12 protein-coding genes are annotated in these 13392 nt (G+C 42.7%); 8 read left to right on the top strand and 4 right to left on the bottom strand.

Going from position 1 to position 13392, the window contains the following annotated elements; genetic code table 11:
• Positions 1 to 27: 27 nt before the first annotated feature.
• Positions 28 to 708, bottom strand: a complete 681-nt coding sequence (lolD, locus tag Q0788_RS00820; RefSeq protein ID WP_057760792.1) for a lipoprotein-releasing ABC transporter ATP-binding protein LolD — start codon at positions 706 to 708, stop codon at positions 28 to 30.
• Between the two features lie 49 nt (positions 709 to 757).
• Complete coding sequence (locus Q0788_RS00815) at positions 758 to 1993, bottom strand: lipoprotein-releasing ABC transporter permease subunit (protein ID WP_102092330.1); 1236 nt, start codon at positions 1991 to 1993, stop codon at positions 758 to 760.
• 444 nt (positions 1994 to 2437) lie between these two features.
• Here Q0788_RS00815 and Q0788_RS00810 point away from each other — a divergent pair, with 444 nt between their 5' ends.
• On the top strand, positions 2438 to 3412 hold the full coding sequence (locus tag Q0788_RS00810) for a hypothetical protein (protein WP_298807243.1): 975 nt from the start codon (positions 2438 to 2440) through the stop codon (positions 3410 to 3412).
• Between the two features lie 146 nt (positions 3413 to 3558).
• On the opposite strand, the gene Q0788_RS00805 is transcribed toward Q0788_RS00810, so the two are convergent.
• Positions 3559 to 3948: an SCP2 sterol-binding domain-containing protein gene (locus tag Q0788_RS00805; RefSeq protein ID WP_298807242.1), complete on the bottom strand. Its 390-nt coding sequence runs from the start codon at positions 3946 to 3948 to the stop codon at positions 3559 to 3561.
• An 866-nt stretch (positions 3949 to 4814) separates the two neighbouring features.
• Between Q0788_RS00805 and ccoN the strand changes: the two genes are divergently transcribed.
• The 6 genes from ccoN to Q0788_RS00775 all read left to right on the top strand — a co-directional run bounded on the left by ccoN (position 4815) and on the right by Q0788_RS00775 (position 11002).
• Positions 4815 to 6296 carry a cytochrome-c oxidase, cbb3-type subunit I gene (ccoN, locus tag Q0788_RS00800; protein ID WP_298807241.1) on the top strand — a complete coding sequence of 494 codons (1482 nt, stop codon included), beginning with the start codon at positions 4815 to 4817 and terminating at the stop codon, positions 6294 to 6296.
• 9 nt (positions 6297 to 6305) lie between these two features.
• Positions 6306 to 6944, top strand: a complete 639-nt coding sequence (gene ccoO / locus Q0788_RS00795; RefSeq protein ID WP_057760802.1) for a cytochrome-c oxidase, cbb3-type subunit II — start codon at positions 6306 to 6308, stop codon at positions 6942 to 6944.
• A complete protein-coding gene (locus tag Q0788_RS00790) occupies positions 6944 to 7123 on the top strand; it encodes a CcoQ/FixQ family Cbb3-type cytochrome c oxidase assembly chaperone (RefSeq protein WP_057760804.1) in 180 nt (59 codons plus the stop codon). Before ccoO ends, Q0788_RS00790 begins: the two co-directional genes overlap by 1 nt.
• The gene (locus Q0788_RS00785) at positions 7123 to 8271 is read left to right on the top strand and encodes a c-type cytochrome (RefSeq protein ID WP_298807240.1); all 1149 of its coding nucleotides are present in this window, start codon (positions 7123 to 7125) and stop codon (positions 8269 to 8271) included. Before Q0788_RS00790 ends, Q0788_RS00785 begins: the two co-directional genes overlap by 1 nt.
• 527 nt (positions 8272 to 8798) lie before the next feature.
• Entirely contained in the window at positions 8799 to 10208 is a 1410-nt protein-coding gene (ccoG, locus tag Q0788_RS00780; protein WP_298807238.1) for a cytochrome c oxidase accessory protein CcoG, read from the top strand.
• 212 nt (positions 10209 to 10420) lie between these two features.
• Positions 10421 to 11002, top strand: a complete 582-nt coding sequence (locus tag Q0788_RS00775) for a FixH family protein (RefSeq protein ID WP_238069469.1) — start codon at positions 10421 to 10423, stop codon at positions 11000 to 11002.
• A 125-nt stretch (positions 11003 to 11127) separates the two neighbouring features.
• Here the strand turns inward: Q0788_RS00775 and ttcA are convergent, their stop codons facing one another.
• Complete coding sequence (gene ttcA, locus Q0788_RS00770) at positions 11128 to 12297, bottom strand: tRNA 2-thiocytidine(32) synthetase TtcA (protein WP_298807237.1); 1170 nt, start codon at positions 12295 to 12297, stop codon at positions 11128 to 11130.
• A 278-nt stretch (positions 12298 to 12575) separates the two neighbouring features.
• On the opposite strand from ttcA, the gene queC reads away from it, so the two are divergent.
• Complete coding sequence (gene queC, locus Q0788_RS00765) at positions 12576 to 13352, top strand: 7-cyano-7-deazaguanine synthase QueC (protein WP_101205716.1); 777 nt, start codon at positions 12576 to 12578, stop codon at positions 13350 to 13352.
• Positions 13353 to 13392: the final 40 nt, after the last annotated feature.

Here is a 13392-nt window from a genome sequence, read left to right as displayed (position 1 = left end):
AGTTTTTCGACCTAATACACAAAACTATTAATACTGTTCCCAATGCCCATTGCGTAGCAACAACTGACGGTCAGCAAGCGCCGCTAAATTGCGATCATGCGTCACCATAAGTAGCGCCGTTTGCATGGTGCTTTGTAGCTCTGACAACAGACCAAAAACGCTCTGCGCATTATCATAGTCCAAGTTACCTGTTGGCTCGTCCGCCAAAATAAGCGATGGCTTGGTCACTAGCGCGCGTGCAATCGCTACACGTTGACGCTCGCCACCTGATAGTTCACCTGGTCTATGCATCAGACGATGCTCAAGACCGACATTTTCTAGAATCTCAACTGCCTGCTTACGAGCATCAGTCGTTGATACTTCTGGACGCATGAGCAACGGCATGGCTACGTTTTCGATTGCTGTAAACTCTGCCAACAGGTGATGAAACTGATAAATAAAGCCCAAATGCTTATTTCGCATTGCACCGCGCTCAGTTTCATTCATGCTATTTAATAGCTGACCATGCAACCAAACCTCACCACTGGTTGGCGTATCTAGACCACCAAGCAAATGCAGCAACGTACTTTTACCTGAACCACTGGTTCCAACGATAGCGATGCGCTCACCCGCATGAACAGTCAGATCAAGACCAGTCAATACTTGTGTACTGACCGCGCCTTCATCATATATCTTATTGATATTGGTCGCCTCTAAAATGGCAGACATAGCGCTTCCTTTATTTTATTTATTTATTTCAACAGTTAGGCGTTTGCGATTACTCATAGCGTAGCGTTTGAGCAGGCTGAATCTTAGCCGCTCGACGTGCTGGATAAATCGTTGCCAAAAAGCTCAATACAAACGATGCACCTGTGATTAATACCACATCTAACAAACGCAACTGTGATGGCAAGTAATTGACAAAATACGCATCAAACAGGTTCAGGCCGAAGGCTTGGTTAATAAAGCCTAAAATATCGCTGACCGTAAGCGCAAATATCACACCCAGTATCGTACCAGCGATAGTACCGATAACACCGATAACCACACCTTGTACCATAAAGACTTGCGTAATCAAACGAGGAGACGCACCAAAGGTTTTTAAGATTGCGATATCTGCTTTTTTATCGGTCACTAGCATGACCAGACTTGAGACAATGTTAAAAGCGGCAACTAAGATGATCAAAAATAGTAATAGGCCGACCATGGCTTTTTCCATTTGAATTGCTCCAAATAGATTGCCATGGGTTTGTGTCCAGTCATTTGGATATAGCTTTTCAGGTGCGATAGCAGCCGCTTTTTCCGCAGCTATCGGCGCAGTAAAGATATCGTTCAGCTTCATGCGTACGCCCTGCGCACCTTCTGGCAGACGCAGTAACTTTGCCGCATCTCCCATCGGGATAAATGCCATGAGACTGTCTACTTCTGGGCTGATCGTAAAGATACCTGTCAGAGTAAAACGCTTAAATCGCGGTATCACACCTGCTGGTGATGGTGACGCTTCTGGCAATACCAGCGTCACTTTATCCCCTATTTGCAAACCCAAGGACTGCACCATCTCCTCACCCAACACGATACTGAAGTCACCACTTTTCAAGGTGTCAATACTACCTTCAATCATATGCTCATTGATGATAGAGACGTTTTTTTCGTATTCAGGCTCGACGCCTGTCACCATGATCCCTGCGACCTGACCATTTGATGTCAGCATCCCTTGCAGTTGAATGAATGGCGCCACAGCTGCCACTTCTGGGTCTTCTTTGATCTGATCAGCCAGCTGTTCCCAGTCGCCAATAATTTCTGATGAGACCACAGTAGCCTGCGGTACCATTCCCAAAATACGGGTTTTCAGTTCACGGTCAAAGCCGTTCATCACTGATAGCACCGTAATCAATACGGCAACCCCAAGCGTCAGACCAATCATCGAGATGAGTGATATAAAGGAGATAAAGCCATTACTACGTTCTGCTCGGGTATATCGTAAGCCGATAAATAACGCTAAAGGACGAAACATATTCAAACTCTTTATCTTATCTACGTGCGACTTTATATAGGTTGCATAACGAGCAGTAGTAAATGCATCATACAGTTGCTACTACTCACATATAAATCAAACACAAAAACAGGGTGTCAGACGAGCCAATAACAGCTGTCAAAAGGGAGCTAGTTTGACACAAACTAGCTGATATGTGCCAGTCATTAGCAACAACTGAGAGTATTTTTTACCAAAAAACTGGGTTTTGTTATTATTTTTTATAGGGGGCTTGCTATTAGCTGTACCAATACCTATATATTATATGCTAAAGACAATTGTCATTAACCCCTCATTGAGGTTTACTCGCTATTTACTGATAATATCGCTGACCATCATAAACCAATCATTTAAAATGTTGGATGGTACACAAGCAAACACAGTATTAGATACAAACCTCACGCTGACTTAATTTTGAGTATTTTCATGACCATAAATTATCAATACAAAAACATTCAATCTCCCACCAAGATCACGTTGACCGATGAGCAGTCTGCAGGTCACGCTGATCACTGGCGTATTCTGACCGATGATATGAGTCATGATGTGCCTGAGTGGCTACAAAAAATGATCGAAGTCGCAGCGATGCCTAAAGGCCTGAATAACAACGTCAGTGCAAAAGACAGCTGCCTGCTTCTATCAGAAGATCAGCCTTGTCATATTAATCAAGTGCTCGCGATGAAGGATGGTAAGCCAGAATGCTTTATCAATGCCTATCCTTGTGTCGATAGTCCTTACGGATTGAACTGCAAAATTGAGCGTGTCATCGCTAATGACAACTCGCACGATGCCGTGTTGCGCTTACGTACTGCTGATGGCAGCATTATTTATGCGTTTGATCAACTCTATACGACCAACCGTCATCTATATCAGCGCGACACCTCTTATTATGTCAACTTTAGTGCTTGGGCGCATGAAATTAAGCTAAGCGAGCAAAACGAAGTCATCATGGTAGAAGATCAAGAGTCTATCCGTTATCACCGTGCCTTTAATGACATCGTGGCAGCAAATGACGGAAAAATCCCTGATGATCTGCAAGAGCAAATCAGTGAATGGAAACCTGAAACCAAAGAGCAAATGGCACCTGTTGAGATTAATTTAGGCCATATGTGCGCTTACTTGTTTGGCGATACGCTAGGACAAGAAGATGAAGCTTGGTGTCAGGGGCAAGTGCTTGGCAAGCAAGAAACCGTGTTTAACGGTAAATCTATCATATTGTTTGATGTGGTGACGCTACGTGAGCAAGATGCAGATCCGTTTGTAGTGCGTATTGGTGCGCTCAATACTGCTGAAACCAATAGCATCAAAGTACATGACTACGTCCAAGCAAACGTGTGGCTACAAGCAGCAATATATAAAGAAAACCAATCAAATTCGACGCAGCAATCAAAAGCGAGCTAACCTAGCTGAGAAACTTTCTACAGCTTTTTATGCTATTACTTATTTGATTACCCAATAAAAAAGCCCCTAATATGAATTAGGGGCTTTTTTGTGTCTTACTGATTTACAACGCAAAAACGTGGTGTAAAATTCGTATCAATATGCAATTAAGCCATTGTCGTCATTGATTTGATGCGAGTGTATAGCTCTTTTTGCTCTGCACTTGGTCGAGCAGTCTGTACTGCCATCAACTGTGACATATCGCCTTCGACACGGATTTTGCCACTCATAAACGCACCCATGATTTGATTGGTATCAAAATCAGTGATGATAGACTGTAGAATATCGCGATCTAGTAGCAGTGTCGTTGTTGCATTATCGTTTAAGCCGCGATGCAGCAAACCATTTGCAAAATTGGCTTCGATAGTTTTATCAGCTTCAGCCACTTTTAGATTGACGACCATACTGGCAAGTACTGGCGGTAAGTTTAACTCACCTGCTTCGTTGCCCATTTTTTCTACTTGCTCAAACCATTCATCTGTCAAAAAAACTGCCATATTATATTATCCTTAATTGATATTCTGTCAGACCAATATCCCTTGAGGCACTCTTGGCCTAACTATTAGAATTATTAAAATGATTGCTATCAATAGACCTATGCGATGCATAGCCATTAATGACGTTCAGCCTCATTATAAAGGGCGACTTGATAAGAAGTAAAACCTATTTATCGGCTCAGCAATGTTATTGTTACAAAACTTCTTTGCAGGTCTACGCTTATGTTTAGCGAGCGTCTCCCCTATTCAATCAAAATGAGCATCTAGAATAGTGACAAAATTGTGTATAAAATAGAGGAGTAGCACAGCAATAATAAGTTGCTCGCTAACATTTATACCAAAGAGTTTGTATTTTGGCGCATAGTTCTGATGATATTTAATTAGGATTGCGTTACAATACCCTTAAACAGAGTCGGGAGTTTTAACCAAACATTACATAATCGTGTTTTTTGTCAGCCGCCGCTAGCATACATCTATGGTCAATGCGTTTTAATAGCCCTATAGATATGGGTATCTATCTTCATTAGTACAGATTTTTTCGTAATAATTAAGATACATATTTAGCCTTATGAGATGTTTGATGCTCAAAACGGCGCGTCTTCTTATTTACCTTGATGATCTATTAACAATCCTACTATCGACTGACTTTAAGTAAAGTGTATGAAATGCCTATTTCTATTTATTAGTATTAACTAATAGACAGTAAGGGCCTAAATCGATAGTTAATGACGTCATTGCGCTAAATAAGCCAAAAAACAACATGTGTTGGCGCTAGTATAAATACAAATTTGAGAGTATTTATAGTGCAGACAACATAGATTGTTGGTTAATTCTGTTGATAATTCGGGCTGTAAAGGAATCATCCAATGAGTTTACAAAACACAGCATTCGCCCCAGTTGACCGTGAGTATGAAATTACTATCGTAAGATTTTTTACGATCATGGCTGTCGTTTGGGGCATCGTCGGCATGAGTCTTGGTGTGTTCATTGCTTCACAGTTAGCATGGCCAGCACTCAACTTTGACATTCCATGGCTGACCTTTAGTCGTTTAAGACCACTGCATACCAATGCGGTGATTTTTGCGTTCGGTGGCTCTGCCCTGTTCGCAACGTCTTACTACATCGTTCAGCGTACCTGTAAGACGCGTTTATTTGCGCCATATTTGGCTTGGTTTACCTTTTGGGGTTGGCAAGCGGTTATCGTATCCGCTGTTATTACCCTTCCTCTAGGTTTGACCTCAACTAAAGAATACGCTGAGCTTGAGTGGCCGATCGATATCCTAATTGCCTTGGTATGGATCTCTTATGCCATTGTATTTTTCGGTACGCTCATCAAACGTAAAACCTCACATATCTATGTGGCTAACTGGTTCTTTGCCGCTTTCATCATTACGATTGCATTACTACACATCGTAAACAGCATGGCGATTCCTGTTAGTGCGTTCAAATCTTATTCGCTATTTGGCGGTGCAACTGATGCGATGGTGCAGTGGTGGTACGGGCATAATGCGGTAGGTTTTTACTTAACGGCAGCCTTCCTTGGAATGATGTATTATTTTGTTCCTGTACAGATTGGCCGTCCTATCTATTCTTATCGTTTGTCTATCGTTCACTTTTGGGCATTGATTGCTTCATATATGTGGGCTGGTGGTCACCATTTGCATTATTCAGCGCTTCCTGATTGGACGCAGTCTCTTGCTATGGTCTTCTCAATCATCCTATTCGCACCATCTTGGGGTGGTATGATTAACGGTGTACTAACGTTATCAGGTAGTTGGGATAAGCTGCGTACCGATCCGATCATTCGCTTTATGATTGTTGCATTGTCGTTCTACGCGATGTCGACGTTCGAAGGCCCAATGATGTCTATCAAAACAGTGAATGCGCTATCACATAATACTGATTGGACAGTTGGTCACGTACACTCAGGCGCACTTGGCTGGGTTGGTATGATTACCATTGGTTCGCTATACGTACTGCTACCACGTATTTATAACAAACCGAAGATGTACTCTATCAGCTTAATCACCACGCATTTCTGGCTAGCGACTGCAGGAACGATTTTCTATATCGTGTCTATGTGGATCTCAGGTATTGGCCAAGGCATGATGTGGCTGGCTACTAACCCAGACGGTACTTTGGTATATAGCTTCGTTGATACTGTTGAATTCTCGCATTTCCCATATATTGGCCGTGCATTTGGTGGCTTCTTATATGTATCGGGTATGTTTGTAATGGCTTATAACTGCTATAAAACACTCAAAATGCCAGAAGGTAAGCCTGTAGATGTCGCTGATCCAACGGATCATGAACCTAGTGTCGAAAAACCTTCGACAGCTAACGTATAAGGAGCGATCATGGCTGGTACACCGCATGAAATTATTGAAAAAAATACAGGCTTGTTAGTCATTGGTATCGTGATTGCTATTAGTTTTGCAACGCTAGTTGAAATCGTACCATTGATCTATGACAACAAGGGTCCTGAAGAAGGTGGGGTGAACGCTCCCCTTCCCGCTATGGAGCCTTGGACAGCGCTTGAATTTGAAGGTCGTGATATTTATATCCGTGAAGGATGTCACGTTTGTCATACTCAAATGGTTCGCCCATTACGTGCAGAAGTTGAACGTTATGGACCATATTCACGTGCCGCTGAGTCGACGTGGGATCATCCATTCTTATGGGGATCGAAACGTACTGGACCAGATTTAGCACGTGTTGGTGGCCGTTATTCTGAAGATTGGCAAAAGCAACATTTGATCAATCCACGTTCGCTAGTGCCTGAATCAGTTATGCCAGGTTTCCCTTGGTTGGCGACTAACGAAGTAGATGGCGAAAACATTCAAGCTAAAATGCGTCTATTCCGCGATCGCTTCGGTGTTCCTTATACTGAAGAAGACATTGAAGGCGCTCCAGATGCAGTGCTTGGCGCTACTGAGCTTGACGCTTTGGTCGCCTATCTACAGCAGTTAGGTACCGCAATGGAAGGACAGCGCTAATGGGTATTGGTGAATTACAAACAATTGCGACCGTTTCTGCCTTTATTGCCTTCGTAGGCGTTGCATGGTGGGCGTATTCGCCAAAAAACAAAAAACGCTTCGAAGAAGATGCACAACTTGCGCTTGATGACGAGGATATAAAATCTCTGTCTGAAGAGCAGCGCAATAAGGATAAATGATGACATTTTTTTGGAGTTCTTGGATCACGCTAATCAGTTTCGGTTGCTGGCTTTTTATTCTTGGCGTTCTGTTGTTTGTACTAAAATACAAACCAGACGTTGAGGAAGACGGTACTACTGGTCATGAATACGATGGTATCCGAGAATACGACAAGCCGCTTCCTAAATGGTGGTTGGTGATATTTTTTGGCTCGATCGTTTGGGGTGTGGCGTACTGGGTATTCTTTCCAGCTATGTTCCCGAAACACTGGGAAGGTATCGCCACCGTAGAAGTTGACGGTGAAACTGTACCGTGGACCTCTAAAAACGAGTTGTTCAGTGAGCTTGAAAGTAACAACAAAGTATTTACTGATAACTTTGAAAAAAGCATTTTGGTAAAAGCAGATGCTGCAGGTGCGACTGCGACACTTGGTACGCTAAACGAGTTACAAGCGACCATGCGTCGTAGCGAAAACCCACCAGCAGATCTACAGACTAAAATTGACGAAAAAGTTGCAGAACTTGCTCCTTATGTCGAAAAACTGTCTGAAAACCCGAATGCTTTAAAAGTTGGTAGCCGCTTGTTCTTACAGAACTGTTCTGTATGTCATGGCTCTAACGCTAAAGGTGCGACAGGCTACCCTAACCTAACAGACAATGATTGGTTATATGGCGGCGAAGCTAGCAACATTCTGACTACGCTACATAATGGTCGTATTGGCGGTATGCCTGCTTGGCGCGATCAGATCGGCGAAGACGGTGTACGTGCAGCTTCTGAATATGTATTGTCACTATCTCCAAATAACGGTAGTAAGAGTAACGGTGAACTTGACCAAACTTTGGTTAATCAAGGCGAAGCTATCTTTAAGCAACAGTGTGCACTATGTCACTCTGAAAGCGGTAAAGGTATGATTTCAGCAGGTGCACCAAACTTGACTGACAACATCTGGTTATATGGCGGTGAGCGTGAGACTGTACGTAATACATTACGTTATGGCCGTGCTGGCGTTATGCCTCAGTGGGAAACTAAGCTAGGTAATGAGCGCATCATGCTACTTGCTGCTTATATCTACTCACTATCAGATAAAACAGGCAAATCACCTGAAGCAGCACCGGTTACTGCTGCAGCTACTCAGCCTGTAGCAACTGAAGAAGCAACTGCTAACTAAGACGTTGTTACTGTACTGAATATGGACGAGATTTAATGAAGGGAGAACTGTTATTGCAGTTCTCCCTTTTACGTATAGCAGTATTGATTTTCATTTAGAAATGACAGTGATGAGCGGCTATAAATACTAGAAAACGTTCTCGTATATTCGTTGCTTTTTACGATTATCACCCCATTATTAGTAGGGAGAATGTTAGAATAGCTATTTTTTAAAATAGTCTATTGGTCATGGCTTTATATCGCTCTGACTCAATCACATAACAAGATAGTCAACTTCAGATAAATTAGATACAGGCTCGTTTAGTCTACTATTTGTAGTACTTTCACTTCCCTTTACTTGTATCAAGATTATGTTGAACCGACTATATTTACAATCGATCATTTGGTAAGCAGATTAGAAAGTTTTTTATCGAATTTTTTATCCGCTATTTACTGACATTGATAACATCATACACTCATATACCTCGACGCTAGAGGTGTTTGTTCATCATGCCAGCAGACTGATTCTTTTTTTAAAGAGGCACGTTTATGTCAGCACAACAATCCAATAAAATTCCTGTACAACAAGTCGACCTTGATGCAACCAAGCATCGTGTACACCCAAGGTTTGTCACAGGTTTTTATCAAAATATTCGTGTCATCACGATGTATGCTCTTTTTGCGGCTTTTTTACTTTTGCCATGGCTGCGCTATAATGATAGACAAGCAATATGGTTTGATGTGCCATCGCAGCATTATTATATTTTTGGCATGACGTTTTTGACGCAAGATTTTTATTTTATTGCTGCATTTGCCATTATTGCCGCGTTTACGCTGTTTATGGTGACGGTATATGCAGGACGCGTTTGGTGTGGTTATGCCTGTCCTCAAACGATATGGACGCATCTATACCAATATGTTGAAAAGTGGGTGATTGGCGATCGTAATAAGCGCATCAAGTTTGATAAAGCACCGTTAAGTGCAAGCAAAGTATTCAAACGTACGGTTGTGTATTCAATTTGGTTTTTGCTTTCTGTGATTACAGCAGCGACCTTTGTTAGTTATGTGGCAGGGACGGATTCTCTATATCATAGCTGGCAGTCAATAGGAGTGATTCCATTCCCTGATTGGCCAACGTGGGTATGGGTCTCAATGTTTATCTTCACCTTTGCTACTTATGCCAATGCAGGCTATATGCGTGAGCAAATGTGTGTACAGATTTGCCCCTATGGCCGCTTTCAGAGTGTGATGTTTGATAAAGACACATTGATCGTATCTTATGATTATGAACGCGGTGAGCCGCGCGGTGCCCGTAAAAAAGGCACAAATCCAGAGCACCTGGGCGACTGCATTGAATGTACCATGTGTGTGCAGGTCTGCCCTACTGGTATCGATATTCGTGATGGTTTGCAAGTTGGCTGTATCCAGTGTGCAGCTTGTATTGATGCCTGTAACGAAGTGATGGACAAGGTCGGCTATCCGCGTGGACTGATTCGTTATACGACCGAACGTCAGCTGGCAGAAAAAGAGCCAAGCCGCGTACTGCGCCCACGACTATTTGCTTACTTAACATTGTTGGCTGTACTATGTGGCGGCGTTATATATGCGTTAACCGATCGCGTGCCACTGGAAATTGATATCCGCCGTGACCGTAATCAGTTATCGTCTATCAACAATCAAGGCATGATTGAAAATAGCTATATCGTTAAGCTAACCAATAAGACGCAGGATGCTCATACCTACACGATAACACTAGCACCGCAAAAAGGGCTGAGCTTAGAGCTACGCTTTAACGATGTACCATTAGAAGCTGGCGAAAGCTTTGATATGCCAGTCAGTATTTATGGTGATCCTGATGTAATAGAGTTTGGCCAAACGCCTGTCACGCTAAATGTGAGCAGCGAAAATGGCAAGTATAAGGTAAGTAAGCAAAATATCTTTACGACCCAAGGTCAGTAAATTACTGACTTATCCATTATTTAGTTTTATGTATCTCATTCGGTAGTCTAGCTAGTTCAAGTAGTTAAATAACTATTCTAGCTAAAGACTATCGAATAAATTTTTTACCATTAAACTGGTAGCGCTTAGCCGCCAAATTATCCGTTGATACCATTTATAGATGTCTAATGAACGGCTATCTATTGAATGCGTATCTGATGCATAGGTATTTTATGTCTACTCCAGCACCGAACTTTAAACATCAAGATAAGCAGCCATGGTATAAAAATTACATGGTCGTTATCTTTGTGATTGGCATGCCTGCTGCGGTCGTGATCGCTTGTATCTGGTTTGTTTACTACTCTTACCAGATCCGCGACAGCGTGGTACGTGACGACTGGTATATGGATGGCAAAACGCTCTATCACGACGTATCACGTGACAAGCTTGCTTATGATTTGGACTTGCATGGCAAGATGCAATTTTCGGATAATGGCGATGTTGTGTTTTATCTCAATTATCCTGAGCAAAGTGTGCAGTCAGGCAAGCTATTGAACGGCCAGCCACTTACTTATCCTGATACGCTTGATCTTTCAATCTCGCATGCAACCGACATCAAAAAAGACCGTGACGTCGTGCTAAAGCATGTTGAGGGCAATAAATACAGCGCCCAAGTGGATCTTGATTCGGTAAAAGCCAAATATTACCTGCAAGTGAATAACGATGGCAAGGACGATTGGCGTATGCAAGATGTCGCCAAGCTTCCGCGCTCAGAGGTTAGCTTTAAACCTTTACCTGTCTTTGCTAAAAGTTAATGCTGTTAGTAGCATCCAGATATAAAAAAACCAGCCACTCGTCAGAGATCGGCTGGCTTTTTTGAGCTATTCAATATCGTGTTAATTAGTAAGCACTATTTAATATCGTACTAACTTTTCAATTACTAAATTACAGGGTTAATCGTTGGAATTTTCTGTGCTTTACGCTCGTTTTGCGCGGCTTTGTCCGTCTCTGTGGAATAAGGCTTGTCACTAGCGAACTTAGGATTGAACGTTTGCGTCCTTGGTGATACAGGTAAACCAATCTCAGCCAAACTCTCTGTCTGCCCGGCTTGAATATTGTCGCCTTCAAATAAACGCTCATCATTATCACGATCAAGACTGAGTGTTTCAAAATCAAAAAGCTCACGATCAGCTAATTGCGATGGCGCAACGTTTTGCATTGCCTTAAAGATAGAAGCCAAACGCTGCGGATGAGCGTCATCCCATTCACGCAGCATATCGTTGATGATGGCACGCTGTAGATTAGTCTGGCTGCCACAAAGATTACAAGGAATGATTGGGAATTCCTTTAATTTGGCGTACTCAATGATGTCTTTCTCTTCGACATAGGCCAATGGGCGAATCAGCATATTTTGCTTGTCATCACTCAGTAGCTTGGGCGGCATGGATTTGAGCGCACCACCATGGAATAAGTTCAAAAAGAAGGTCGCCAGCATATCATCACGATGATGGCCAAGGGCAATTTTAGTCGCACCAATTTGTTTGGCAAAGCCATATAGTGAGCCGCGGCGTAGACGTGAGCATGCAGAGCAATAAGTCTTGCCTTCTGGCACCACGCTTTTGACGATGCTATATGTGTCTTTTTCTAAAATATAGTGAGCGATGCCCTGCTCGTTTAGATACGCAGGTAAAATGTCTTCTGGATAGCCTGGCTGCTTCTGGTCGAGATTGACCGCAACGATGTCAAAATGAATCGGTGCAATGCGTTTTAGCAGCAATAAAATATCGAGTAAGGTATAGCTGTCTTTACCACCCGAAACACAGACCATCACCACATCGCCATCTTCGATCATATTAAAATCGCGGATTGCCCAAGAGACTTGGCGACGCAGCTTCTTTTGTAGTTTACGAAAGTATGCTGACTCGGTAGGTGCTTGCGCATCGGCAAACTGCGCGTCAATCATGTCCTCATCACTGCCATCTTCAGAGACGTCATCGTACTCTCTACTATCAGTATCGGTGTCCATAGCCTGACTATCAAAGCTCGTTGCATCAGATACGTCATCAGCTTGAGAAGGAATATTTGGCGTAAATAAGGTTGCTGCGGTCATAAGTTACTCAATATCTTTATAAGGGTGATTTTACTATAAAGCGATTTGCGATAAGGCTTTTAAAGCATTATCACCGATGTCAGGTGACTGATACTTTAAAAGCTGCGATTATAACAAATATTGCTAACAGATTGAAAAGATGACAGTAATACCGACTTTATTTTATTGCAGTGCTATGTAAACTAGCTTAGTGACGGGTGATTGGTCGCTTCGTGGTTCTGTAGTAGACGTATTTTTGCTAAAATAGCCGTTTTCGTAAACCAATAATAGATATCACTATGACTAACGTTACTTTGCAAAATACCCCCAATCAAGTATCAGATGCTGATTTAGCTGCTCTTACTAAAAGCCAAAATGCGGTTGTCCTTTTATCAGGCGGTCTCGATTCGGTGACTTGCTTATATTGGGCAAAAGCGCGCTATGCATCAGTGACAGCAGTCAGCTTTAACTATGGTCAACGTCATAATAGTGAACTTGTCGCCGCAAAGACGATCGCTGAGACAGCAGGTGTCAATCATAGAATCATCGATATTGATATCGCACAACTGGGTGGCTCATCGCTAACAGACCACAGCATGATCGTGCCAGATGGTGATTCGGACAAATTCCCTAGCAAAAAACGCGATGAAATCGATAACGACGCTATCCCAAATACCTATGTTCCTGCGCGTAATACTATCTTCTTATCATACGCGTTAGCAGTCGCCGAAGTCGCTGATGCCAACCATATCGTCATCGGTGTCAGCTCAGTTGACTATTCTGGCTACCCTGACTGTCGCCCAGAGTATATAGCTGCCTTTGAACATATGGCCAACCTTGCGACAAAAGCAGGCGTTACTGGTCATCGCTTATCGATTCAAACGCCATTGCAGCAACTGTCAAAAGCCCAAACTATTGAGCTTGGTCTGTCATTAGGTGTCGATTACGGACAGACGATTTCTTGTTATCGTGCAGATGCCAATGGCCTTGCTTGCGGTGTTTGTGATAGCTGCGCATTACGTCGTCAGGGCTTCGCCCAAGCTGGCGTAACTGACCCTACTCATTATCAGTCTTAATTAATTTTAGTCAGTCCTATATAAATTGGATAAGGTATAA

Origin of the sequence: uncultured Psychrobacter sp. (genome assembly GCF_947500265.1) — a bacterium.
GTDB lineage: Bacteria > Pseudomonadota > Gammaproteobacteria > Pseudomonadales > Moraxellaceae > Psychrobacter.
The sequence above is the reverse complement of the archived record's forward strand: the minus strand, read 5'-3'. Positions and strand labels throughout refer to the sequence as shown.

Coding starts and splice junctions, on each gene's coding strand:
- lolD (WP_057760792.1), bottom strand. CDS start 708: ATGTCTGCCATTTTAGAGGCGACCAATATCAATAAGATATATGATGAA.
- Q0788_RS00815 (WP_102092330.1), bottom strand. CDS start 1,993: ATGTTTCGTCCTTTAGCGTTATTTATCGGCTTACGATATACCCGAGCA.
- Q0788_RS00810 (WP_298807243.1), top strand. CDS start 2,438: ATGACCATAAATTATCAATACAAAAACATTCAATCTCCCACCAAGATC.
- Q0788_RS00805 (WP_298807242.1), bottom strand. CDS start 3,948: ATGGCAGTTTTTTTGACAGATGAATGGTTTGAGCAAGTAGAAAAAATG.
- ccoN (WP_298807241.1), top strand. CDS start 4,815: ATGAGTTTACAAAACACAGCATTCGCCCCAGTTGACCGTGAGTATGAA.
- ccoO (WP_057760802.1), top strand. CDS start 6,306: ATGGCTGGTACACCGCATGAAATTATTGAAAAAAATACAGGCTTGTTA.
- Q0788_RS00790 (WP_057760804.1), top strand. CDS start 6,944: ATGGGTATTGGTGAATTACAAACAATTGCGACCGTTTCTGCCTTTATT.
- Q0788_RS00785 (WP_298807240.1), top strand. CDS start 7,123: ATGACATTTTTTTGGAGTTCTTGGATCACGCTAATCAGTTTCGGTTGC.
- ccoG (WP_298807238.1), top strand. CDS start 8,799: ATGTCAGCACAACAATCCAATAAAATTCCTGTACAACAAGTCGACCTT.
- Q0788_RS00775 (WP_238069469.1), top strand. CDS start 10,421: ATGTCTACTCCAGCACCGAACTTTAAACATCAAGATAAGCAGCCATGG.
- ttcA (WP_298807237.1), bottom strand. CDS start 12,297: ATGACCGCAGCAACCTTATTTACGCCAAATATTCCTTCTCAAGCTGAT.
- queC (WP_101205716.1), top strand. CDS start 12,576: ATGACTAACGTTACTTTGCAAAATACCCCCAATCAAGTATCAGATGCT.